This window comes from Streptomyces liliifuscus (assembly GCF_016598615.1).
GTDB classification, from domain to species: domain Bacteria; phylum Actinomycetota; class Actinomycetes; order Streptomycetales; family Streptomycetaceae; genus Streptomyces; species Streptomyces liliifuscus.
In genome coordinates this window covers 9,154,766-9,178,640 of sequence record NZ_CP066831.1, presented here as the reverse complement: position 1 = coordinate 9,178,640, position 23,875 = coordinate 9,154,766, and the positions used below count along the sequence as shown (strand labels likewise).

At 70.6% G+C, this 23,875-nt stretch carries 17 protein-coding genes and 1 pseudogene; 10 read left to right on the top strand and 8 right to left on the bottom strand.

Translation table 11 applies throughout. The features are described from left to right. The first annotated feature begins 116 nt into the window (after window positions 1–116). From JEQ17_RS39630 to JEQ17_RS39595, 8 genes are all read left to right on the top strand, one after another. Window positions 117–983: a DUF4132 domain-containing protein gene (locus JEQ17_RS39630; protein WP_200399739.1), complete on the top strand. Its 867-nt coding sequence runs from the start codon at window positions 117–119 to the stop codon at window positions 981–983. Between the two features lie 139 nt (window positions 984–1,122). Beyond that, the gene (locus JEQ17_RS39625) at window positions 1,123–6,198 is read left to right on the top strand and encodes an SH3 domain-containing protein (RefSeq protein WP_234048534.1); all 5,076 of its coding nucleotides are present in this window, start codon (window positions 1,123–1,125) and stop codon (window positions 6,196–6,198) included. Window positions 6,199–6,676: 478 nt separating this feature from the next. Beyond that, window positions 6,677–8,947 (top strand): SWIM zinc finger family protein, encoded by a 2,271-nt coding sequence (locus JEQ17_RS39620; RefSeq protein ID WP_200399738.1) that lies wholly within the window; start codon window positions 6,677–6,679, stop codon window positions 8,945–8,947. 69 nt (window positions 8,948–9,016) lie between these two features. Beyond that, complete coding sequence (locus JEQ17_RS39615) at window positions 9,017–9,442, top strand: GNAT family N-acetyltransferase (protein WP_200399737.1); 426 nt, start codon at window positions 9,017–9,019, stop codon at window positions 9,440–9,442. A 215-nt stretch (window positions 9,443–9,657) separates the two neighbouring features. Then, complete coding sequence (locus tag JEQ17_RS39610; protein ID WP_200399736.1) at window positions 9,658–11,016, top strand: hemolysin family protein; 1,359 nt, start codon at window positions 9,658–9,660, stop codon at window positions 11,014–11,016. Continuing rightward, window positions 11,013–12,035, top strand: coding sequence for a hemolysin family protein (locus JEQ17_RS39605; protein ID WP_200399735.1), 1,023 nt, complete (start codon window positions 11,013–11,015; stop codon window positions 12,033–12,035). The genes JEQ17_RS39610 and JEQ17_RS39605 overlap by 4 nt, the downstream gene beginning before the upstream one ends. Before the next feature lie 137 nt (window positions 12,036–12,172). Continuing rightward, window positions 12,173–12,955: an SGNH/GDSL hydrolase family protein gene (locus JEQ17_RS39600; protein ID WP_200399734.1), complete on the top strand. Its 783-nt coding sequence runs from the start codon at window positions 12,173–12,175 to the stop codon at window positions 12,953–12,955. 168 nt (window positions 12,956–13,123) lie between these two features. Next, complete coding sequence (locus JEQ17_RS39595; protein WP_200399733.1) at window positions 13,124–13,465, top strand: DUF4326 domain-containing protein; 342 nt, start codon at window positions 13,124–13,126, stop codon at window positions 13,463–13,465. A 174-nt stretch (window positions 13,466–13,639) separates the two neighbouring features. Here the strand turns inward: JEQ17_RS39595 and JEQ17_RS39590 are convergent, their stop codons facing one another. The 6 genes and pseudogenes from JEQ17_RS39590 to JEQ17_RS39565 form a co-directional block, all read right to left on the bottom strand. Next, a complete protein-coding gene (locus JEQ17_RS39590; protein ID WP_200399732.1) occupies window positions 13,640–14,098 on the bottom strand; it encodes a site-specific integrase in 459 nt (152 codons plus the stop codon). A gap of 809 nt (window positions 14,099–14,907) precedes the next feature. Continuing rightward, window positions 14,908–18,024: a helicase HerA domain-containing protein gene (locus JEQ17_RS39585; protein WP_200399731.1), complete on the bottom strand. Its 3,117-nt coding sequence runs from the start codon at window positions 18,022–18,024 to the stop codon at window positions 14,908–14,910. After that, window positions 18,021–18,566: a hypothetical protein gene (locus JEQ17_RS39580; RefSeq protein WP_234048533.1), complete on the bottom strand. Its 546-nt coding sequence runs from the start codon at window positions 18,564–18,566 to the stop codon at window positions 18,021–18,023. Before JEQ17_RS39580 ends, JEQ17_RS39585 begins: the two co-directional genes overlap by 4 nt. 96 nt (window positions 18,567–18,662) lie before the next feature. Further along, the gene (locus tag JEQ17_RS39575; protein ID WP_200399729.1) at window positions 18,663–19,748 is read right to left on the bottom strand and encodes a hypothetical protein; all 1,086 of its coding nucleotides are present in this window, start codon (window positions 19,746–19,748) and stop codon (window positions 18,663–18,665) included. 8 nt (window positions 19,749–19,756) lie between these two features. Next, a complete protein-coding gene (locus JEQ17_RS39570) occupies window positions 19,757–20,260 on the bottom strand; it encodes a DUF4365 domain-containing protein (protein ID WP_200399728.1) in 504 nt (167 codons plus the stop codon). A 323-nt stretch (window positions 20,261–20,583) separates the two neighbouring features. Then, window positions 20,584–20,715: pseudogene (locus tag JEQ17_RS39565) on the bottom strand (IS5/IS1182 family transposase); the annotation flags it as partial. Window positions 20,716–21,091: 376 nt separating this feature from the next. On the opposite strand from JEQ17_RS39565, the gene purB reads away from it, so the two are divergent. Together purB and mug are read left to right on the top strand one after the other, a co-directional pair. Continuing rightward, a complete protein-coding gene (gene purB / locus JEQ17_RS39560) occupies window positions 21,092–22,531 on the top strand; it encodes an adenylosuccinate lyase (protein WP_200399727.1) in 1,440 nt (479 codons plus the stop codon). After that, a complete protein-coding gene (gene mug, locus JEQ17_RS39555; protein ID WP_200401955.1) occupies window positions 22,528–23,073 on the top strand; it encodes a G/U mismatch-specific DNA glycosylase in 546 nt (181 codons plus the stop codon). Before purB ends, mug begins: the two co-directional genes overlap by 4 nt. 31 nt (window positions 23,074–23,104) lie before the next feature. On the opposite strand, the gene JEQ17_RS39550 is transcribed toward mug, so the two are convergent. Further along, window positions 23,105–23,551, bottom strand: coding sequence for a hypothetical protein (locus tag JEQ17_RS39550; RefSeq protein WP_200399726.1), 447 nt, complete (start codon window positions 23,549–23,551; stop codon window positions 23,105–23,107). 65 nt (window positions 23,552–23,616) lie between these two features. After that, the gene (locus JEQ17_RS39545) at window positions 23,617–23,865 is read right to left on the bottom strand and encodes a hypothetical protein (RefSeq protein WP_200399725.1); all 249 of its coding nucleotides are present in this window, start codon (window positions 23,863–23,865) and stop codon (window positions 23,617–23,619) included. Window positions 23,866–23,875 lie beyond the last annotated feature (10 nt).

Genomic DNA, 23,875 nt, shown 5'->3' with positions numbered 1-23,875 from the left:
GGAAACTGTCAGTGGGTGCCTCTAATCTTTCGCGGAAGTCACAGTGAGGTGGGCCGATTTGGACCGCCGGCCACGCTGTGCCGGTTTCCGAACGGCGAAAGAGGCAGAGAAGACCAATGGGTTGGCTGGCAGTGGGCGACACCTATGAGATCGCTCTGGTGGAAGGCCGGGTAGTGGCCCGGTCCTCGTCGGAGACATCATCGGCAGGGCAGCCGAGAACCCTGCCCGGAGAGTTACGGGACCGCCCCGAAGTGATCGAGCTGCAGCGGTTCGCCGAGTGGCTGGACCGGCACGCGGCGGAGTGCGCGGCGCAGGTCGACAACTGGATGGTGTCCTCGCTGCCGGTGCCGACCGGCCTGCTGGCCCGGGTCTGGCCCGACGAGGCGTGGCGGTCGGCACTGCGTGACCTGGTCGTGGTCGGCGAGGGGCCGGACGAGGTCGGTTTCCTGCGGGACGCAGACGACTCGGGTGAGCTTCGGGTGGTGAACCTGGATGGCGAGACCGTCCGCCTCTCCTCCCGTACGGTGACCATGCCCCACCCGGTCCTGCTCCCGGATCTCGACGAACTCCGCGTGTTCGCGGCCGAGTTGGGCGTGGTCCAGGGCGTCGAACAGATCCACCGCGCCACCTGGCACAAGCCGGGTGACATCGACGGTGACGCCGAGACGGTCACCGAGTTCTCCGGCGCCGAGTACAGCTCGTGGTTCCACCTCTCCGCCCGCGCCGCTTCGCTCGGCTACAAGGTCTCCGACGGCCGCGTCACCGGCCGGATCCGGGACGCCGGGCGGGTCTTCACCGCGTCGGTCGACATCGGCAATCCGTACTACGACGAAGAGGGCCGGACCGGCGAGCTGAGCTGGCGCCATGGATGGGACCCCCGGCTCCGGCTGTCCGAGGTCGGCCCCGTGGCGTGGTCGGAGGGCATGCGCATGGCCGCGGCCCTGCACGCCGGCCGCACCGTGGCCGCGGACCACACCGCGTGAGCGACACGGCGGCACCGACGGCGACACACCTCGGGGCCACGGCCGTGGCCCGGGCACCTCACACGACAGAGACCGACGGGCGCACACGGATCAGCAGGGCCCCGGGGACCGGCCGCACGGCCATGAAAGGCACGGAATCATGAACGACACGGTGGCCGGCGACGCGGCCCGGGGCGATGTGACGGCGGTGGCGAAGGCTGAGGTCGAGGAAAGGGCTGAGGCGGAGGCTCAGGGGCTGCTGCGGGCCGGCGCGGTACTGCCCCCGGGAACGACCGGGGGCGGCGACCGGGCCGTGCCCATGTTCACGCAGGCCTACCGGCATCCGGGCCTGGACGACCGGATCGTCGTACGACTGGTCGCCGCCGAGCAGGGAGAGGGCTTAGGTGCCGGCTTCCTCGGCCTCGAACCCGAGGGCGGGCCGACGGAGGTCGGTCTCGGACACCCGCGGGCACTGGGCTTCCCGGAATGGGTGCTGGTTCATCACCCTTCGGACGGCCACCTGGCCATGTCCCTGGTCGAGGAGATGAACAAGGTCGCGCGGACGGCGAAATCCCGGCCGAAGAAGGCGCGGGCCACCTACGAGTCGATCGGCGAACGGCTCGCGGGATCCGTACCGCACTTCCTGCCGACCTTCTACGAGCAGGCGGGCCGGGTGTTCCTCGCGGCCGACGAGACGGCGTACGCGTCCCAGATGTTCGTCAACGCGCGCAAGGCCGAGACGGCGCACGCGCTGCCGTTCGACGAGGCGCGCATGGACGCGGTGTTCCTGGAGTTCGCCCTGGGCGAGGCCGTGCCGACGAAGATGCTCTCCAGCTACGCCAAGGGGCTGTCGTCCCGGGTTCCGGCCGCCACGGCGTTCCGGCACGTACGCGGACTCTTCGTGCGCCTGGCCGCGCACGGGCTGCCTCCGTCGAGTCCGGGCGCGGGTGATCTGCGCAGACTGGCGAAGGCGGCCGTCGGCCGGAACGCGCTCGCGGAGGAGGTCGCGTATCTGCGCGAGATGCTGACACTGCCCGGCACCGTCAAGGCACCGCTCGGCTGGTGGAAGGCCCACCGGCCGGCCCTGCTGGAGCTGACCCGGCAGGAACCCGCCTTCCGCGGCACCCTGCTGGAGCTGATGCCCTCCCAGTGGGAGCGGGAGGAACTGCCGCACTGGCTGGACCTGTTGGAGAAGTCGGGTGCCACCGCCGGACTCTGCGACGCCTCCCTGCCCGCGGACGTGCGTCCCTCCGACGGCACAGCCGGATGGACCCGCAGATTCCTGGAGCTGTGCCGGGCCCACTACTACCCCACTCCGGCAGAGCTGTATCCACTCGTCGACCGCATGGCCGACGGGCTGCGCGCCGAACTGGAGGCCTCCGGCGGCCTGTTGCCGCCCCCCGTCGGCGATGTGAACCTCCTCGACCAGCTGTTGTCCCTCGGCATACCGGTGGCGGAACCCGAGGAGGGCCAGAACCTCAACCTGGTGTCGTGGGCAGCCCGTGACCACCGGCGCGATCTCATCGCCCTGGAGGCCGACCACCGCTTCCACCAGGCTTTCCGGCACGGCTGCCCCACGTACAAGAGGGCGGGCCACGCGGAGACGGTCGTCACCCTCGCCGGGTCCCCCGGTGGACGACCGCTGCTCGCCGAATGGGTCGGCGAGGTCTGCCGGAAGTACGTCACGGCGGAACTGCCCGCGTTCGACAGCTACTCCGGCGGCGCTTTCGAGACGCTGAGCTGGCTGCCGGGTGAGGCAATGGCGGTTGCCGAGAAGGCGGTTCGAGAAGCCCTGAGCACCGGCATGGCCCCGGCGCTCTCCCGTGCCCTGCGGTCCGGGCTCCTCGACGAACTGGGCTGGCCCGCCTGGGAAGAAGCGCTCGAAGCACACGAATCGGGGAATCTGGAGCGGGATGTCCTCGTCACCGATGCCTGGCCGCACCTCATCGTCCTGGCCGGCATGCAACTCCGGGTGATCGGTTCGGAGGGCACGGTGCTCGCGCACGAGCTGTGCGTCCCCGACGAGGTGGCTCGCTACCGCAGGGATGCCGACTACCACTACGTGGACGGCGAGTTGTTCGTCTGGTGGCGTCCGGTCGACGCGAACGGCCGGCAGGGCTACTGGCACCACACCCCCTCGCGGCGGGTGACGATCGAGGAGGCCGGCTACTCCCGCACCAGCAACGCAGGCGGGCGCGACGGGATGAACGGCAAAATGGCCCCCGTCTCGCTCCCGCTTCCCGCAGGCGGCCGGACCACCGGTCACGGAGTGCTGCGCCGCGGGGACAAGGCCGTTCCAGGGGCGCGGCAGGTGATCAGCGACGGCACGTCGTACTGGGTGTGGTCCGCGGTGGGCACCGACTACAAGAACAAGACCTGGCACGCGTACGACCCGGTCGACGACACGCTCGGCGAACCCGGACAGCCGGACTGGTTCGGCGAGGGCGTGCGCAGCGCCCCGGCGGGAAGCACGTTCTCGGCGGGCTGGCTGCTGCCCGCCCCCTCCGTCGCGCCGGGTCCGATGTGCTCGCCGGTGGACGGGCTGCTCGGCTGGCGGGTGGTGACGCTGCCGGACGGCTCGCGGCGGGGCGAGGACCTGGCCGGGCGCTCGGTGGTCGTGCCGCCAGGCAGGGGCCGCAGTCGCAGCCCGCGTTGGGTGCTGGACTTCCCCGGCGCCGACCGGCCGCTGGCCGTGATCCAGGAGTACGACGGGATCAGGCTGATCGACGGGAACGGCTCGGTGATGGCCGTGGTCTCGCGGGACCACACCGCCGGAACCTTCACCGCGGGAACCCCGCTCCTGCCGCCCCTGCGCTACTGGCACCTGCTCCAGCCCCGCGACCCGCAGGGCTCCGCGGCGCTCCGCAAGGTCGACGAGGACACCGCGGCGGCGCTTCTGGCGGCCGCCATGAAGGAGCGGCCCAAGGACACGGAGGGCCAGGACGATCCGGGGAGGGAGGAGGCCGGCTCGGACGTGCTGCCCGGGACCATCCGCACCTTGTTGCCGCAGGTCGGTCACGAGGCGCTGCTCGCAGGCATCGCCGGAGTGGTGCGGTTCGCCGCCGAGCAGCAACGTGTCCTCGACGCGGCGCGCACCCGGCTCGACACGGCGGTCACGGGCGGCGCCCGGGACGAGCGACGGCCCGAGCTCAGCGACGGCGCGCTCACCGCGGCGCTGCAAGGACTCGGCCTCAACGGTCGCCGGTACCTGGTGCAGGGCAGTGCGTATTACTACCACGCCCCGTCCAGCAAGATCGTCCGGCTGCTGCGGCTGCTCGGGAAGGCACAGCGGGGCCTCAACGAACCGGCCCCGGCGGGCAGTCCGCACCCCGCCCTGCCCGAGCAGGGTGCCTTGAGCGACATGGACTGGCTGACCCTGCCCACGCTGCCGTCCCTGTTGGCTCTGCGGTCCGGCTCGACGGCCACCACCGAGGACCACAGGAAGGTGCTGGAGGCGTTCCTCGCCGAACTGGACGCCCAGCAACTCTCGGTGCTGGACCCCGGCCACTGGCGCCTTGTCCGGCTGCGTCTGGACCGGAGTCTGTTCCAGGGGCCCGGCTCCCTGAGCAGCAATGTGGCGACGGTGCTGCAGTTGGACGGCGGCGCGTTCCTCGTCTTCCTCAACGAATGGAGCCGAAGCGACGCCGAAGGCCAGGTGTTCAGGGCGGTCTTCCACGATCCGGCAGGCCGGTTCGAGGCGCCCGCTCCGTACACGCTGTTGTCCGCCGAGCCCTTCGCCCCGGAGCCGGCCCGTGCGTCCGGCTGGTTCACGGCTTTCCGGTCCGAGCTCGCCGCGCGCGGTCCGGCGCCCTGGTACCCCGCGGCCGCCGAGGAGTTCGCCCGGCTGACCGGAGTCAGCCCGAGCATGGCCCGGCTGGCGATCGCCGGAGTGCCTCTGACCGACGACGCGCGGAGGCCCGTGCCCGCCGAGACGCTGAAGACGATCGGGGTGAAGACGGCCGACGTCGCCGTGGCCAGGGAGGCCGTGGGGTGCCGGGACGCCGGCGTCTGGCAGGCCGTCATGGCGGCGCTGCTGCCCGCCGAGCCGTCCGGGCTGTGGACGAACGGCCCGGACGTGGTCGCGGCGGCGGAGGTCTGGAACCGACGGGTGGGCCGACGGACGCCCCTCTCCGAGGAGGTGCTCCACGAGGCGGTCCGCACCGTGCAGACCAAACCGTGGTGGGCACCGTCCGACGCGCTGCGCGGGTTCGTCGACGGGGCGGCCGAACCCCGGTTGAACGACGACCTGACCTGGTTGACCAGAGGTCACTATCTGAGCACCGTGGAGAACGAGCCCGGCTTCGGCACGGGCATCCTGAACGGTTCGGTGGCCCTGGCCGCATGGCTCGCCCACCGCCTCCCGTCCGGCGACCCGGTCCGTGCTCTCCTCCCGGAGGTACTGACCGCGGTACGCGCCCGGCTGGCCCACCCGGGTCTGCTGATCAGCCTCGGCAGGCGGGTCGATCCGGAGGCCTTCCGCCGGGGTGCCGGGAGCCCCGCGGAGACCGGTGACGGCTTTGTGCGCTACGGCGCGGTCGTACTGAGCACCACGGTCCCCGATCCGGTCGCCGCCGTCCGCCCCGCCCTGCTGGACGCCGCCGGGCACGACCCCCACTTTGCGGCGGTGGTTCCCGGTGAACGGCCGAGCGCCGAGGACATCGCCCTCCGGCTGGTGCACGACCGGCGGTTCGCGGAGTTGCTCGCCGATCCCGGGGAACCAGTGGCGGGCGAGCGCGACGCGGACGGTCTGTGGTGGCCGCAGGATCCCGCCCGGTCCGTGCCCGACCTGGTCGCTGAGGTGGCCGAGAGGTACGGCATCGGTGCGGACGCCGCCGTCATCTATCTGATGCTGCTCGCCATGCCGGATCCCACCGACCATCACACCGCCCGCTGGACCGGCTGGGCGAAACAGCGGGGCGGCACGGCCCGGCTGCGCGCCGCCCGCGCCGAACTCGCCGCCACCGATCTCGTACTCGAGGGCAGCCGCACCCGAGCGGGCCGCTCGCTGTTCCTGCCCGGCGGCTGGACCCAGCTCGCGAAGCCGTACGTTCCGCTGGAGCGGTGGAAGGTGCCGATGTACGACCTGCTCCACGGCGAGGAGACGGTCCTGGGCGTCGTCGTGCCCACCCTCCCCGTCGCCGACCTCTACCGGGTGGCCTGGCGACGGGTTCTGGACGGGGACGAGCCCCGGCTGGAGGAACTTGAGGTACCGCGGCCGAGGAAGGGGCGCCGCTGATTTCTGGTGCGGAGGCGGGCGGGGCCGGGGCACGGACCCGTGGCGGGGCGGTCGTGGCGGGGGCGGTCGTGGCAGTGCGCACGGCCGTCTCCGCCGACCGGGAGCGGTTCCGGTCGGGTACGGGTTCGGTGGGTACGGGTCCGGTCGAGTACGGGGCCGGTCGGGAGCGGCTCGCGTCGGGGTTCTCCCGGGCGTCTCCTGTCGGGGCTTCGGGTCTGCGGGTCTCCGGATCGGCGGATCGGCGGGTCTGCGGGTCTGCGGGTCTGCGGGTCTGCGGGTCTGCGGGTCTGCGGATCGGGTACGGCTCCGGTCGCTTCGCCCGTCGGACCGTGCGCCCATACGCCGTTCGGTTGCCCGGCCGTTCACGACGGCGGTCCGAGCCGTATCCCCCGTCCCGCACCGCCGTCGCCTTCGGTCCGCCTTCGGTCCCCCTCTCGCTTGCCCGTCCGGCGGGTGAGCGCCCTCGTGGAGCGCCCCCATGACCCAATCCGGCACGACCACCCCGCTTCCGCCGGTCGCACCCGAGGTGTTCGCCTCCGCGGTGGAGAGCCTCACCACCCGGCTCCGCGGCAGACTGGACGCGGCCGTCGAGGCGTTGACGGCCGCGCCCGTCACCGTCGAGGGCGGGACTTTCGGCGTCCGCTGCGGCGAGGACGCTCTGGTGACCTTGGCACCGGACCCGTCCGGCACGGTCACCGACGCCGAACAGGCCCGTTGCACCTGTCTGTTGGCACCGCGCTGCCTGCATCGGGCGGCGGTGCTGGGCGCCTGCCCGGTCGCCGTCACGGAATCCGCCCGGCCCGTGCTCATCGACCCGTCCGTGCTCTCCGGGTCCGGCGCAGCCGCTGAAACGACCGATGCTGTTCCGCCGACCGAGCTGGACCGTTCCGCCGGACCGGGCCCATCCACCAGACCAAACCCTCCCGCCGGACCGGACCCTTCCACCAGACCAAACCCTCCCGCCGGACCGGACCGAATCGCCCACCCGGCCCATATCGCCGAACCGAACCCGCCCACCCACGGGATCCGCCCCACCGAACAGGTTCGTCCCGCCGAGGGGGCCAGCCCCACCGAACAAATCAACCCCACCAAACAGGTTCGCCCCGCCGAGAGGGTCAGCCCGACCGGACGGGTCCGCCCCGCCGAGCCGAACCGGCTCGCGGACCCCAGCCCTCAGCCCGCCCACGCCCCGGCCAACACCCCCACCTGTCCCTCAGCCACCCAGATCCGTGCCGCCGCCGGACTCTGGACGGCTGCGGCAGCCGTGCTCTCCGCCGGAACGGCCGGTACAGGAGCGGTCCTTGAGGCCGAGTTGCTCCGGGCCGCCCACATGGCACGTCTGACGGGCCTCCACCGCGCGGAGGCAGCGGCCCTGAGCGTGGTGCGCTGTCTGCGTACGGCACGCGACCCGTACAGCCCGCCCAGACTCGCCGAGTTGGTGACCATCCTGCGTGAACTCCTCCTCGTATCCCACCTGTTGAAGTCCGGAGACCCCGAACCCGCACTGATCGGCGCCGTCCGCCGCAACCACCGCCCCGACGGGTCCCTACGCCTCTACGGGATCTGCCGCGAGCCGGTGGTCGGCGCCGACGACCTCGGCGGAGTGGTCACGCATCTCCTCGACGACGACGGCCGCTGGTACACGCTCCGCGACGTCCAGCCCGGCGGCCCGGCGAGGGCCCGACGGGCCGGTACCGCCCTCGTCGCCATCCGGAGCTTTCTGAGCGACCACTTCCGGGTGTCGCGCGGCGGCCTGATCATCTCGGGAGCGACCGTCTCCCCGGAAGGGCGCCTGCTTGCGGAAAGAGGTGTCCGTGCCACGTTCGCCGCCGGACGCCCCTGGGCCGAGGCCGCGCCGGCGACGGTGTTCGCCCGCCCGCTCGCCGAGTCCGCCGCCGTGCGGTTCCCGGCGTCGCTCGTGGGTGAGTCCGGAGGGACCGGGTACGCCCGCCCCCTGATCGGTTGTGACGTGGAGATCGCCGCGCCCGACGGCGAGGATCTGCTTGTCCGTGAACTGCCCCGTGGCGCAGATGAGTTCGGGGACTGCCCGCCCACCCCTGGTCCACCGGTCCGACTGGCCCCCGCCCACAGCCACCCCGCTCTCGCCCACACCGCCAATTTCCAACAGCTGGGCGCGCGTCCCGGGCTGCGGATCCGGGTCCTCGGCCGCCTCGACCCCGACCGGGTCACAACGCTCCGCGCGCTCGCCGTCGGCCCCGTACCCGGCACGGAGGCGACTCTTCGGCTCCCGGACGTCTGGCAGGGTCGCGCCGATCTCGGCTACGACCTCCTGCACAGCGACCACTTCCCGCCGGACATCCCCGCTCCGTCCCCGCCCACCGCCTCCTCCACCCACGCCTGCCGCGCCACCCCTCCCGGCGACTCTCCGCTCTGGCGCGTCCGGCGTCTGGTCGAACTGGCCGTCACGGGAGGACGCCGGATCGCCGCCGAATCCACGCGCGGCAACGATCACGACGGCCACGCTGCCGTGCTGCGCCGCAGCGGGCTCGTCACAGGTTCGGACCTGATCACCGCGCTCGGCGCGGTGGCCGGGCGCCGCTCCCTGGACGTCTTCGGACGCCACAGCGGAGCCGACCCGGACCAGTACGCGACCCAGTGGCTCGCCACGGCCGTCTATCTGGCCGCCGCCGAGACGAACCTGAGGCACGGGACATGGCCCGCGCACGAGCACACCGACAGCGACAGCGACACCAGCACCAGCACCAGCACCAGCACCGACGATTCATGATCCGTGCGCTCGATCACTCGGCACGGAATCCGTTCGCCAGACAGGTCGGCGCTCTGCTTGGCTCGCCCCATGAGTGATCTCCACATCCGCTGCGCCACCCTCGCCGACATCGACACCGTGTTGCGTTTCTGGCGCGAAGCCGCGGAAGGAACCAGCATCAGTGACGACCACGCCGGAGTGGCCGCCCTCGTGACCCGAGACCCGGAAGCCCTGCTCCTCGCGGAGCGCGAAGGCACCCTGGCGGGAACCGTCATAGCCGGGTTCGACGGATGGCGATGCTCCGCCTACCGACTGGCCGTACACCCGGACCACCGTCGGCAGGGCATCGCGAGCGCTCTGCTGGAGGCAGCCGAACAGCGCTTCGCCGCCCTCGGCGGGCGCCGCGTCGACGCCATGGTCCTGGAGGCCAACGAACAGGCACACCACACCTGGGCCGCCACTGGCTACCATCGCGAGGACCACTGGCGACGCTGGGTCAAGCCGCTGGCCGACTGACCGAAGCGCGGGACACGCATGCCTGGATCTCTGTCCGCGGGGGACTCGGTCGTTCCGCAGGGGACCCGGTCGTTCCCAGGCAGTGTCGTCTCCTAGGAAAGGTGTGAGCCCCCGCCCATGGGCGAGCCTCCCGGTACCCGACGGCACGGCGTCCCGCTGTGCCGTCATCGCGCGATTCCCCCGCCCGTGGCCGATCATGGGACGGAGGTGACCCGATGACCGAAGTGCTCCTCCTCGCCGTGGCGGTGCTGCTCTCGCTCGCCTGCGGCGCCTTCGTCGCGGCGGAGTTCTCACTGACCACGGTCGAGCGCAGCGAACTGGAGCGGGCCGTCGAGCGCGGCGAGGTCGGCGCGGCGGGCGCCCTCAAGGCCGTACGGAACCTCACCTTCCAGCTCTCCGGCGCCCAGCTCGGCATCACGGTCACGAACCTGGTCGTCGGCATGCTGGCCGAGCCGTCCGTCGCCAAGCTCATCGCGGGTCCGCTGGAGGCCGCCGGTGTCCCGGAGTCGGCGTCCTCGTCCGTGGCGCTGATCATCGGTACGGCCCTGTCGACGGTCTTCCTGATGGTGGTCGGCGAGCTGGTGCCCAAGAACTGGGCGATCTCCTCACCGCTCGCCGTGGCCAAGCGGGTGGCGACTCCGCAGCGCTGGTTCAGCTCGCTGTTCCGGCCGTTCATCACCCACCTCAACAACACGGCCAACCGTGTCGTACGCCGCTTCGGTGTCGAGCCCGCCGAGGAGCTGGCCTCCGCGCGCGGCCCGCAGGAACTGGTCGCGCTGGCCCGGCACTCCGCGAAGCAAGGTGCCCTGGAGCCGGACACCGCCGAGCTGTTCGTGCGCACGCTGAACCTCGCGGACCTCACCGCGGAGAACGTGATGACACCGCGCGTCCAGGTCATCGCCCTCGACCTCCAGGCGACCTGCGAGGACGTGGCGAACGCGACCCGGGCGACCGGGCTGTCCCGTTTCCCCGTCTACCGGGGCAACCTCGACTCGGTCGTCGGTGTCGCGCACATCAAGGACTGCGTCGCCGTGCCCGCCGACCACCGCGCTCGTACGCGCGTGTCGACTCTGATGCGTGAACCCCTGCTCGTACCGGAGTCGCTCACCGTCGACCGGCTCCTGGACCGGCTGTCCGGCAGGCGCACGATGGCCGTCGTCATCGACGAGTACGGCGGCACCGCCGGGGTCGCCACTCTGGAGGACATCGTCGAGGAGGTCGTCGGCGAGGTGCGGGACGAGCACGACCCCCATGAGACGCCCGATCTGGCCCCGGCCGGCACGGACGACGAGGACCGCACGCTGTACTCGGCCGACGGCTCCGTACGCATCGACAGGCTGGCCCGGGTCGGTCTGCGCGCACCGGCGGGGCCGTACGAGACGCTCGCCGGCCTGATCGCGGCCGAGCTGGGGCGCATTCCCGCCGAGGGGGACACGGTCGAGGTCGCCGGGTGGCGGCTGGACGTGGGGGACGCGTCGGGGCGGCGGGCCGCGCGGGTGCTGATGCACGCGCCGCGTGCCGTGGACGCCCCGTCCGAACGGCCCGGGAAATCCCGTGAAAGGGGCGAGCGATGACCGCCGTACAGCTGCTGATCGGTCTGGCGACCCTCGTGGTGAACGCCTTCTTCGTGGGGGCCGAGTTCGCGCTGATCTCCGTGCGCCGCAGTCAGATCGAGCAGTCCATCGAAGGCGGCGCGGAGGGCGACCGGCGGGCGCGCAGCGTGCTGTGGGGTCTTGAGCACGTGTCCGCGCTGATGGCGGCCGCGCAGCTCGGCATCACGCTGTGCACGCTGGTTCTGGGTGTGGTCGCGGAGCCGGCGATCGCGCATCTGCTGGAGCCGGTGTTCCACGCGGTGGGGCTTTCGAAGGGCACCGGGCACGTGATCTCCTTCGCGATCGCGCTCTCCCTGGCCACGTATCTGCACATGCTCCTCGGCGAGATGGTGCCGAAGAACATCGCACTCGCCGAGCCGGTGCGGACGGCGCTGCTGCTCGGGCCGCCGCTGGTCGGGCTGTCGCGGGCGCTGCGGCCGGTGATCTTCACGATCAACGCGTTCGCGAACGGGCTGCTGAAGCTGATGCGGGTGGAAGTGCGGGACGAGGTGTCCGCGACGTTCTCGGACACGGAACTGGCCCGGCTGGTCAAGGACTCCAGCGAGGCCGGGCTGATCGACGACCGCGCGCAGGAGAGGCTGCACGACGCCCTCGAACTGGGGCGCCGTCCGGTGCGGGACGTGGTGCTCCCGCTGGAAAGCGTCGTCTACGCGCGCGTGGGTGTCACCGCCGAGCAGTTGGAGGCGCTGTCCGCCGAGTCCGGCTTCTCCCGCTTCCCCGTCGTGGACGAGGGGCGCCGCATCGTCGGCTACCTCCACGTGAAGGACGCGCTGGACGCGATGCCGCGCGACCTGCCGTTCCGGGTCCAGGACATGCGGTCCATCGCGCGCGTCCGGGAAAGCACGCCACTGGACGACGTACTGACAGCGATGCGACGCAGCCGTACGCACCTGGCCGCGGTGCTGGGCACGGACGGACGGCTCGCGGGGCTGGTGACGATGGAGGACGTCCTGAGGGAGCTGTTCGGGCAGCCGGCGTGATCCGGGCGGGCGGTACGCGGGGCGGACCGGTGCTGGACCGGCTGATGTGGGGGGCGCCCTGCGGTGGTGAGCGCGCTGCGGGCGTGCGCCGGGCGGCAGACCGGTGGGTATGTGCACGGGTTATCATCTCTTCCGCCATGCAGACGAATGCCACCTACACCAGTTTTGTCGCGATCGGCGACTCCTTCACCGAGGGCATGTCGGACCGCCTCCCCGACGGCTCGTACCGGGGCTGGGCAGACCTCCTCGCGGCCCGGATGGCCACTCGGACTCCCGGATTCCGGTACGCCAACCTCGCGGTACGCGGCAAGCTCATCGGACAGATCGTCGCCGAGCAGGTCGACGTCGCCGCGGCGATGCAGCCCGACTTGATCACGCTCGTGGGCGGGCTCAACGACACGCTGCGGCCCAAGTGCGACATGGGGCGGGTCCGCGGACTCCTGGAGGAGGCCGTCGAGCGCCTCGCCCCCGCCTGCAAACAGCTCGTGCTGATGCGCAGCCCCGGCCGCCAGGGCCCGGTCCTGGAACGGTTCCGCCCGCGCATGGAGGAACTCTTCACCTGCGTCGACGACCTCGCGTCCAGGCACGGCGCGCTCGTGGTCGACCTCTACGGGGCACCCTCGCTGGGCGATCCCCGGATGTGGGACGTGGACCGGCTGCACCTCACGGGTGAGGGACACCGCCGGGTCGCCGAGGCGGTGTGGCAGACACTCGGGTACGACCCGGAGGACGCCGACTGGCACGCACCCGTGCCGCCGGCCGCGCCACCCGGCTGGGGCGCCCGCCGCACCGCCGACGCGCGCTTCGCCCGGCAGTACCTGCTGCCGTGGATCGGCCGCCGGCTCACCGGCCGCTCGTCGGGCGACGGCCGCCCGGCCAAGCGCCCGGACCTGCTGCCGTACGAGACTCCGGAGGCGTAAGCCCTCCTGGCAAGGGCCCCGGGCGCAGAGTGCGGGTGACCCCGGGCCCTTCGCGGCGTCAGGCGGGCCGTCGGCCGGTGGCGTGTGTGGCCGGTGGCGTGGGCGGCCCGTTCGGCGCATGATCGGGCTCGCCGCCCCGCGAGCCGCGCCAAGGGAACGGAGTCCGCAGTGACCACCACCGTCATCAACCTCAAGGGCCGCATCCACGACTTCGGCCCCCGCCTGGAGGACGCCCCGTCGGACCTCGTGTATGTCGGCCGCCGCTGGACCATGGGGCACTGGGACCTCCCCCAGCACCCGCTCTACAACCCGTTCGCCTACGACACCGCCACCAGGAAGCGCGACGGCACCCGCGCCGAGGTGATGGCCAAGTACCGGTCGTACCTCCTCGAACACCCCGAACTGCTCGCCCTGGTGCCGGAGCTGCGCGACAGGACGCTGGCCTGCTGGTGTGCGCCGGAGCTGTGCCACGGCGACATCCTGGCGGAGCTGGCCGACGCGGGATCGTAGACCGCAAGGGCAGAGCCGTGGACCGCCGGGGCGGAATCCGTGGACCACCGCGGGCCGCCTCCCGGCAGCGCGCCACGCTCTCGTAGCTTCCGACAAACGGGGCCGTGGCGCTGGCCTGCAGGAACCGCCAGTAGAATCCGTCCAAGATTCAACGCTGTTTTAGATATCTGCTGGTCAGATGCCATGTGGGAGATCTCCTAGAAGATTATTTCTCACACACGTTTTTTTGATCGCCCCCGTGGAAGCTGTCCCAGGCGTGCTCGCGCAGGTGCCGCGTGTTCCTCGGTATCCCCATCTGGTCGACGACGACGTACCCCGAGTCGGTGTAGCCCTCCCCAACTGCGAGCTTCTCTCGGCCTTGGAGCGTGCGGAACCTCTGCAAGGCGTCAGTACGGAGCCGGGCAGGGGTAGCGCTCGTTCACCCGCCTCGGCCTTGGCGTCCTTCTCCAGCACGGTGACGTTGCCGATCATCGTGCGGGTTCGAGCGATCTCCAGCGTGGCCAACTTCAGGTCGAGGTACTTCCAGCGCAGCCCCACGACCTCGGCCGGCCGGAAGCCCATGAGGAACAGCAGTAGCGCGGCGTTGAGGCGGTCGCGCTCGATGCCTCGGATAAACGTCTGCACCTCGGTCATAGCCCACGGCTATACCTTCGGGCGGGCCTTCTTGTCGGCGAGGCTTACACGTGGACGAAGCGGCCACCCTGCCTGTGCTGCGGCCTCGGATCGGTTGGGAGAAGCAAGAGATCACGGACCCGGCGAGAAGACTCCGAACCCTGGCAACAGCACGAGCGGCCGATCTCCGCCGAGACCCTGCGCGTACGACTCCATATCGGCGCAGCACGCTCACCGACCCTCGTGGCCAACTCCGCAACGACAGGAGGGAAGGCCCCAGCGTAAGACAACACAGAGGCTCTGCGGGGGCACAGGTATAGCGCGTTTGTAGTTCCAAGTGGCTGTCCTCAGCGGCCGATGCAGCGCGCTTGTGCCCGCTGCCAGGCATGTAAGAAGCCGCCAGCACGCAGGTCAGGATGGCCAGGTCCAGGTCGCCGGCCGCTGGCTTGCACACCGCCGCCCTGTTGCACGACGGCACGGCTCCCCTGGCGGTCGGCACCACGGACCCAGAGGGCGAGGCCTTCGACGTGACGATCGCGCGTCGGGCGGCCCTGGCCATGAGGGTCCCCGTCGATCCGCTCTCCCACATGGTCGCCAGATCCGTACCCCGATCGGTGGGCTTAATGTTCGGCTACAGCGCCATCCCTGCGTAGCGTATCGACGAGAACCTGCACCGGCTGCTCCCCTGCTTGTGACACCCCCACACACACTTTCGACCAGCGCGCCTTCAACCCCGTGCGGGGTATGACGGCTCAAGCGCCATGGCGACCCTATCTGTGCAGGTCAGGGTTTCGGTACGGGCCAGGACGCGCTCACCACCTCACGACCGCTCAGGTACCCCGGCGGGCTCGCTCGACGATCTCGTCCTCCTTGAGCGGCACATCGTGGTGACTGAGGCAGATCGGCACCTCGATCTTGCTGAATCCGGTTCCCTCGCTCGCGGCGTTGAACATGCCGGCCTTGAGACCGGCGAGGTTGTCGAGAACCGCGTTCCGCGCCCGGGCCATGGTCTGGGCGGCCTCGATGTGGGCGGGTCCTATGAGTCGGCCGATGAACTGGTTCACGGTGTTGCCCAGCGCCTGGTTGTGGATCCCCCTCGGGAGCTGTGAGGCGAGGACTATCCCGAGTCCGTACTTGCGTATCTGGCGGATGAGTTCGACCGTGCTCTCCGTACTCGGATTCGATGCACCGGAGGGCACGAAGTTCTGCGCCTCGTCCATCACCAGCAGCCCGCCCAGGGCACGGTCACCGACCGGGTGTGCCCTGAACCATGAGAACAAGGTCGCCTGGAGGCGGCTGACGAATTGGGCCGGTCCGTCACCGGACAGTCCGATGAAGCTGATCACCGAGATACGGGCGGCCTTCCCCGGCGACGGGATCAGGAGCATGCCGGGATCGGCGGGTGCGCCGGACTCCCCGAACAGCGGGTCGGTCTCCATCGCGGCTTCCAGCGTGTCCGCCATCTGAACCGCGAAGCGACTGGTCCGGCTGTTCACGATGTCGCTCGGGGGCTCGGCGAGCAGCTCGACGAAGCCGGCCAGGGTCTTGCCGCCGTCGCGTGCGTACCGTTCGAGGGCGCGTTTGAGGACCCCCAGCTGTTGGGTCGCGCGAGCACTGCTGCCGCGTACACCGGCATGTGGCGCGAGTGAGGTCACGGTCGACCTGACCAGACGGGGGAAGTCGTCCTCGTCGTCAAGGACGGGACCGAAATCGGGAAGCGGGTGGAAGGAGATCGGACGTCCCCGGTTCAGACCCGGTGTCCACACCACCACTTCGACATCCGCGAAATAGCGTCGTGCCTCGCGGTCATGGTCGTCCGTCCAACCCTTCGGCGGGCGCGACCAGGAGTCGCCGAGCCGTGCGAGGTCATCGTTCGGATCGAGCACGATCGCCGAGACGCCGCGCAGAGCGCACTGCTCCACAAGTCGCTTGATCAGGACCGTCTTGCCCGATCCCGCCGCGCCCACCACCGCGGTGTGCATCCGGAGTCGTTCCATGGGTACCCCAAACGAACGGCCGCCCCGGACCGTGGTTCCGACGACGATTTCGGTACGAGCGGGCTCGGCGTCCTCCGGTATGCCCGCCCCATCCGCCGCCACCCTGGAGCCGACTTCCGTGGTCGCGATGCCGAGATGCTGCCGTAAGTCTCCCAGCACCGGCGCAAAGACCTCGATGCGGGAAGCGGGGCGCTCCTGTCGCAGCCATTCGTCCAGGCCTGACGTACGGTCGTCGAGCATGGCCTGGAGGGCGGCCAGGGTCCGGAGGTCGGCGGCGCCGATCGGTAACGACACGCCGCCCCGCGCCTCGAAGTCGTCCTTGATGCCCTTGGTCTTGGGGCCGGTCGGGTACGGCATGTTCCGCAGCAGGATCAGCCGGCGGCTCGCCAGGTCGGCCGTCAGGCCGGCCTCCACGGCCGCGTTCCGGATCCGGTTCTGGGCGGCGATGGCGTTGTTCGCGGCGATCGCCCGGAAGGACCAGTGGAATTCGTTCTCGCTGGCCTCGTCCACGACATAGCGCAACCGGGCGTGCAACGCCGCCTTGCGGCCGAAGTCGGTCTCGATGGAGAACCGCGTCTCGTCGGCGCCCAGTTCCCTGACCAGACTCCGCAGCCCCGCGCCCAGCAGGGCGGGCATCAACCCGTCCTCGGTCGTGGGGTCGAGCGGCCCGAGGTCGTCCGCTTCGGCACGGAGCTTGTCGAAGTGCTCCGTGAGGGTGCTCAGGTTGACGGCCCTCGCCGGTGCGGGCGGTGCGGCTGCCGTGGGCTCTGCGCCTGCCAAGGAGATCAGTTCGGCCACCGTGCCGGTCTGCAGACACGCCTCGATGTGCTTCTGGACCCGGATGAGCAGCCGCCGTGCGGTGTAACGGTGTGGGGCTTCGGCCAGCGCCGCGGAGGTGACCGGCCAGGTGGGATACCGCGGAGCGAACCCCACCTCTTCGTAGTAGGCCCGAAAGCGGCTGCTGACGATGGCGGCGGCGGTGGCCTCGTCGGGAATCGCGCCGAGCGTCGGCAGAACCTCGAACCGGTCCAGGGCGGACCGGACCGCCTCCCGGGAAATCTGCTCCCAGGTGTCCTCGTGGCACGCCACGACCATCAGGGTCCGGCGAGCTTCCTCCCGCAGTTCCATCAAGCCGCTGGCGATCTCACCGCTCAGCCGCTTCGCGGCCCGGCCCTCGCCGGAAGGGGCCGACGTCAGCGACGACGTCTCCGCGGCGGACACCAGGGTGTCGAGCTGGTCGAAGGCGAACACCAGCGGTCCGGCCAGGGCGAACAGGCGCGTCAGATCGCGGAGGACGAGTTGGGCCTGTCGCCCGCCCGGCGACATCCCCCAGGCGGCACGCTTGTCCCCGTCGTCGTCGTTGAGCGCGAAGTAGGCCCTGCCGATCTCCACGGGATCGCCGGTGGAGGCTATGAGCGCCAGCGCGCGGGCCGTGTCCGCGGCCTCGTTGCCCACCTGACGGTCGATGCTCCGGATCCCCCGAACGAACGCGTCGACATGGGCGCGCGTCAACTCGCGCCGGCCGGTGACGGCGGTATGGGTGTCCGTGTCGAGGCGAGCCTGGCGCGCAAGCTCGTCGAGGAGGCGGATGAGTTGTTCCTGGCCGCCCTCGTCCTGCCGGTAGAGACTGTCGACGAGACTGTCAGCGGCGCTTTCCCAGAAGTTCCGGCCGGTGACGAGCTTGATGTAGAAGAAGGAGCCGCCGCGCTGCTGGATCTCGTGGCGGGTCCAGCCGAGCAGATGCGTCTTGCCCGAACCGCTCTCGCCACGCACCACGGCCGCAACCGGCGAGTGGGCGCGCTCGACGGCGCTGATCGCCCTCCCCAGCCGGCGGAACACCTCGGGATGAAGGCCGTCGACGTGGTAGGAGGTCACCGGTGTCCAGATTTCTTCCGGGGTCAGCGCGGTGTTGATGTACAGCGTCTCCAGGGCGGCGAGTTCCCCGTTCACGCCGGTCCGATCCGCAGCAGGTGGCGGGGTTCGCCGCCGATGTCGAGGGCGGCTCTGCGGTCCTCGTCGCTGAGCGTGCGCTGGTTGAGTTCGCCCATCAGCTGTACGTCGGGCTGCTCGATCATCCGGTCGAGTTCGGCGTCGACGGCCCCTCGCGGCAGGTTCTCCAGCCATGGGCGCAGCGCCGACAGCCTGACCCAGCTGCCCGGTTTCCGGCGGACGGTGAGTTCCGTGTAGACCGCGCGGATCCAGTCCTCGACGTCGGGCTGGAAGAACTCGCCGAACTTGGTGCCGGAGCGGGCCAGGTACTGTCCGACGTTGTCCAGCACCGCGTAGAGCACCCCGGCCGGAAACTTCGCTCCGTCCGGGCGTCCGGCCACCAGAGCGGACTCGCACCAGGTCCGGCCCGCGGACGTGAGCTGGTGCGTGTTGACCGCACCGGGCTTCCTGGTCACGATCCGCTCGGCATCCTCGTTCACTCGCCGTCGCACCGCCGCGGTGATCTCCAGTCCGGCGAGTTCGCGCAGTTCACGGTTGGTCACCGGCCGTGCGACCACCATCAGGGCGAACAGCGATGCATGATCCCGTACAGTCAACTCCGTCGGCACAGTGCCCCTCCTCGATGAGCCGAAATCCGGTCAGATGTCGAACCCCCGCCCGGGCACCAATTCCACCCGGCCGGTCGTGCTAGACAACTCGCCCATGACGGTGATCACCTGCCGTTCCCGATGCGCGGTGATCGCACGGTCGTACGAGGCCTGGTCCGGGAGCCGCACCCAGACGACCTTCCCGACCAGTTCGGCGTGCTCGGTGCGCAGCTCACCGCGGACCTTGATCCGCCACCGGTCGATGCCGGAGGAGTCGTCGTGCAACCCCTCGACCACACCGGAGACCGTGGCGGCACCGGTGGCGTTGAGGCCGCGAAGCCGCAGGGACGCGGCGCGCAGAAGTGATCCGGAGGTCTCCGGGAACGCGACGACGTGTGACGGCACATCGAGTGGCTGCGAGCGCGCCCACCGGAAGCCGATCTCGAAGGGCTCGCTCCGGTCGTGGCCGGAGAGTTCACTGAGCGCCTTGCACAGATCCGCGGAGACGCCGGCCGTGACGGTCTCGTCGAAGGCGGCGGGCGTGTCCGCCGCCACGGCTGCCTGGGCCGCGCTCACCGCCTCAAGCATCTGGACCAGCACGGCCCGACCGGTGACCTGCTCCCCGCTCGGGGTTCGGACCGTCGCGTCCGCCGCCACCCGGATCTCGACGACGTAGCTCCCGGCACGGGAGGGGCCGAGTTCGGCTGCGCGCAAGAGGTCGCCCACCACGCCCGGTTGCCGGCCGGCGAAGGTGAAGTGCGGACCCTGCACGACGGTGCGCGCCGCCGCCGTCAGAAGGTTGCGGACACCCAGCACCGTCTTCGTACCCAGCAGCAGCGAGGTGTAGCCGGGGTCGTGGCCGACGGGAAACGTGCGGAAGGACTGCTTGTCCAGCTGCGGTCTGGCGATCTCCAGGGCGATGTCGCTCGCCGGCCGGTCTTCCAGCGCGCACAGACAGCGCAGGATCTCCCGTAATCGGCGGTCGCTGTCGCCCATGCCGTCGCGAGCGGGTACCAACACCTCGTAGTCGCCCGGGTGTTGCCACACACTCGCTCCGCGCCAGCCCTGCGGATCCCGCTCCCAGCCCGTTTCCGCCAGATAACTGGCGATGTCGTCGACCTTCAGCGGAATCGTCATCGGTTCCCCTACCAGTCGGACTGCGTCTCGGCGAGCCGGCGCAGTGAAGCGGCGGTGAGCACGTTCGCTGTCGGAACTCTGACCGGACGCCTTCGGCGACGGTCGGGGTCCTTGATCGGCTCCTCGCAGCGAAGCGAGACGAAGTAGCCGAGGTGACGGAGCATCACACCGTCGGTGCTCATGGCCGCGTACGCCTGGTTGTCGGCGGGGACACAGATGACGAACAGAAACCGGGGCACGGTGAAGTCGGGACCGGCGAGCCTGTTGAACTGCCACTCATTGAGCCCGCGGTAGTTCAGGTGACCGGACGACACGAACGGCGCCGACCATGTCTTGATCTGAGCCTCGACAGTGGGTGACAGCGTCCGTCCGTAGCGGCCGGTGGCGCGGAACCCGAGGTCGACCCCGTCCGCGTCGAGATCGCCTTGCAGGACGATCAGCCCTGCCGCAGAAGCCAGCACACGGACGTAGTCTTCGCCGAACTTGCCCTGATGCTGCTTCGCATCGAGCACGAAAGCCCCCAATGTCCCCCTACGGTGGCACACCGTAGTCGGAAGCTTACGGGACGGGCTGGCGACTGTCAGGACCCCATGATGGACCTTCCGAAAGGCCTGCGAAACGATGGCCGGCAGGCAGCGGTTCATCCCTGATGCGATGTAGGGGCGGGCCTCCGCTCCGGCCGGGTACGGACGATGCTGTGGTTGCCGCATCTGGCTCGTTCTCCCGTTCTGGGAGGTCAGTAAGCCTCGATGTGCCACCTGCCCGTGGTCACCGCCCACGCTGCATTCGGAGCCATCGCCCTCGTCCTGATGCTCTTCGCGGCCGTCCGACCCTCTCACCCGCTGGCTGCGCTCCGGAGGCATATCAGACTGCAGGCCAGTTCGAGGAAGCCCCGGTGGAGATCCGCCCGCCGCTCGTAGGTGATTCGGAGCCGCTTGAACTGGTGCAGCCATGCCCGGCGACGGTCCGCTTGGTCCGGGCCGTGGCGGCGGGGTTGAGGCCGATCCTCCTGGCGACCGTGGATAAGCGATCACTGGCGCAGATGGCGAAGCGGTTCAGAGATGCCGAGCAGCGAGCCGAGATCTTGCGACAGGAGCTCGCGGTGGCGATCAGGCAGGCCGACGCGGATGGCGTGGCGCAGAAGGACATCTGTGAGGCCACGGGCTACACCCGTCAGCAAGTCCGCCGGATCGTACTGGCCGTCGAGTCCTGACGGCGGCGGCCGTCTCACACACGTCTCACAGACCCACCGGAGAGCGCAGTTCGGAGTGCACGCGACCTGCGCTCTCTGGACTGTATGGACGGTCCGGGACCTCCATGGACGCCGGGTAAACTCCGTACACGTGACTGCGCCCGCAAAGCCCCGTATCCCGAACGTCCTCGCCGGCCGCTATGCCTCGGCCGAGCTCGCCACGCTGTGGTCCCCCGAGCAGAAGGTGAAGCTGGAGCGTCAGCTCTGGCTCGCCGTGCTGCGGGCCCAGAAGGACCTCGGGATCGAGGTGCCGGAGGCCGCGCTCGCCGACTACGAGCGCGTGCTCGACCAGGTCGACCTGGCCTCGATCGCCGAGCGCGAGAAGGTCACGCGGCACGACGTGAAGGCGCGGATCGAGGAGTTCAACGACCTCGCCGGGCACGAGCACGTGCACAAGGGCATGACGTCCCGGGACCTCACCGAGAACGTCGAGCAGCTGCAGATCCGGCTCTCCCTGGAGCTGATGCGCGACCGAACGGTCGCCGTCCTGGCCCGCCTGGGCAAGCTCGCCGGCGAGTACGGCGAGCTGGTCATGGCGGGGCGCTCGCACAACGTGGCGGCGCAGGCGACGACCCTCGGCAAGCGTTTCGCGACCGCGGCCGACGAGCTGCTCGTCGCGTACGGCCGGGTCGAGGAGCTGCTCGCCCGCTACCCGCTGCGCGGCATCAAGGGTCCGGTGGGCACGGCCCAGGACATGCTGGACCTGCTGGGCGGGGACGCGGCCAAGCTCGCGGACCTGGAGCAGCGGATCGCCCGGCACCTGGGCTTCTCGCAGGCGTTCACGTCCGTCGGCCAGGTCTACCCGCGCTCGCTCGACTACGAGGTCGTGACGGCGCTGGTGCAGCTGGCCGCGGCGCCCTCGTCCACCGCGAAGACGATCCGGCTGATGGCCGGGCACGAGCTGGTCACCGAGGGCTTCAAGCCCGGCCAGGTCGGCTCCTCCGCGATGCCGCACAAGATGAACACCCGCTCCTGCGAGCGCGTCAACGGCCTGATGGTGATCCTGCGCGGCTACGCCTCGATGACGGGCGAGCTGGCGGGCGACCAGTGGAACGAGGGCGACGTGTCCTGCTCGGTGGTGCGCCGGGTCGCGCTGCCGGACGCGTTCTTCGCGCTCGACGGTCTGCTGGAGACGTTCCTGACCGTGCTCGACGAGTTCGGCGCGTTCCCGGCCGTCGTGGCGCGTGAGCTGGACCGCTATCTCCCCTTCCTCGCGACGACCAAGGTGCTGATGGGCGCGGTGCGCGCGGGCGTCGGCCGTGAGGTCGCGCACGAGGCCATCAAGGAGAACGCCGTCGCCTCCGCCCTCGCCATGCGCGAGCAGGGCGCCGAGCGCAACGAACTGCTCGACAAGCTCGCCGCCGACGAGCGCATCCCGCTGGACCGCGCCGGGCTCGACGCGCTGATGGCCGACAAGCTGTCCTTCACGGGTGCCGCCGCCGACCAGGTGGCCGCGGTCGTCGCCCGGATCGAGGAGATCGTGAAGCAGCACCCTGAGGCCGCGGGTTACACGCCGGGGGCGATCCTCTGACGCGGTACACCCCCGCCGAACTGGAGGCCGCCCGCGACCGGCTCGTACCGGATGTCGCCGCGGACGGTCTCCAGGTGCTGTTCTGCGGTATCAACCCCGGACTCATGACGGCCGCGTCGGGCCACCATTTCGCACGCCCCGGCAACCGCTTCTGGCCGGTCCTGCATCTGTCCGGCTTCACGCCCCGGCTGCTGAAGCCGTCGGAGCAGGGCGAGTTGCTCTCGTACGGGCTCGGCATCACCAATGTGGTCGCGCGGGCGTCCGCACGGGCGGACGAGCTGAGCGCGGACGAGTACCGGGAGGGCGGTCGGCTGCTCGCCGCCAAGGTGGAGCGGCTGCGGCCGCGGTGGCTCGCCGTGGTGGGCGTGACCGCCTACCGGGCCGCCTTCGACGACCGCAGGGCCGCGATCGGGCCGCAGGAGCGGACGTTCGGCTCGACTCGCGTGTGGGTGCTGCCCAACCCCAGTGGTCTGAACGCGCACTGGACGGCGGCGACGATGGCGGAGGAGTTCGGCCGGTTGCGGGAGGCCGCGCAGGCGTGACGGGTCACGGCAGGGCCGACTCAGGGACTCGTCATGGCGGTGCCAACTCCGTGACCAGCGCGAAGAGTTGGAACTCCAGCCCCTCCTTCGGCTCCGAGACCCCCACGGCCACCCAGCGTCCGGTGCCGTCGGCCTCCCACAGGTCCACGTATCTCACGTAGGCACTGAGGTAGGCCCACGGCTTCGGTATCTGCTCCTCCGGGTCCTCGGAGCGCAGGAAGACACCGTCCAGGCTCGTGGGATGCGCTTCTCCCCAACGCTCGTTCAGCCTCTGTGAGACGCCGTCTCTGTAGGCGGTGAACTGGTGCGCGATCTCCGTCCGCTCCGACTGGTCACCCGTCCCAAAGCCATGCGTCGTCTCCAGCACCACCAAGTGGTAGCCGGGTCCCCCCGCGCCGATGTCCGACCAACCGTGCGCCGCGGGGAAGTCGCGGACGCACAGCTCGTCGATCGTGGCGAGGTGTCGCTCAGTGGTCATGAAGTCCAGTAAAGCGGTCACCACTGACATTTGGCGGCCCGTCAGGTGACAACGGGGGCTCCGGTTCACGCGTCCCGACGGCGAAGACTCCGGGCTCCGGCCAGGTGCACGGCCACCGCCCGTCCCGCCGTCACCGCCGCGAGAGCGCCCGGGTGGCCGGCCGTCGGCAACAGGACGATGAAGTCCCACGTCAGCGCCGTACCGGCGAGGGCGGGAGTGCGGGAGCATGCGCAGGCGGTGATCTCGGCGTCCGGGTCGGGGTTCGTGGCGCCCGGCCGATCCGGGCCCCGGGGCGTGGAGAGAGTCCCCGGCACTCGCCGGAGG

Excerpts from the sequence above, each read along its gene's own strand:
- JEQ17_RS39630 (WP_200399739.1), top strand. The coding sequence starts at position 117 with ATGGGTTGGCTGGCAGTGGGCGACACCTATGAGATCGCTCTGGTGGAA.
- JEQ17_RS39625 (WP_234048534.1), top strand. The coding sequence starts at position 1,123 with ATGAACGACACGGTGGCCGGCGACGCGGCCCGGGGCGATGTGACGGCG.
- JEQ17_RS39620 (WP_200399738.1), top strand. The coding sequence starts at position 6,677 with ATGACCCAATCCGGCACGACCACCCCGCTTCCGCCGGTCGCACCCGAG.
- JEQ17_RS39615 (WP_200399737.1), top strand. The coding sequence starts at position 9,017 with ATGAGTGATCTCCACATCCGCTGCGCCACCCTCGCCGACATCGACACC.
- JEQ17_RS39610 (WP_200399736.1), top strand. The coding sequence starts at position 9,658 with ATGACCGAAGTGCTCCTCCTCGCCGTGGCGGTGCTGCTCTCGCTCGCC.
- JEQ17_RS39605 (WP_200399735.1), top strand. The coding sequence starts at position 11,013 with ATGACCGCCGTACAGCTGCTGATCGGTCTGGCGACCCTCGTGGTGAAC.
- JEQ17_RS39600 (WP_200399734.1), top strand. The coding sequence starts at position 12,173 with ATGCAGACGAATGCCACCTACACCAGTTTTGTCGCGATCGGCGACTCC.
- JEQ17_RS39590 (WP_200399732.1), bottom strand. The coding sequence starts at position 14,098 with ATGACCGAGGTGCAGACGTTTATCCGAGGCATCGAGCGCGACCGCCTC.
- JEQ17_RS39575 (WP_200399729.1), bottom strand. The coding sequence starts at position 19,748 with ATGACGATTCCGCTGAAGGTCGACGACATCGCCAGTTATCTGGCGGAA.
- JEQ17_RS39550 (WP_200399726.1), bottom strand. The coding sequence starts at position 23,551 with ATGACCACTGAGCGACACCTCGCCACGATCGACGAGCTGTGCGTCCGC.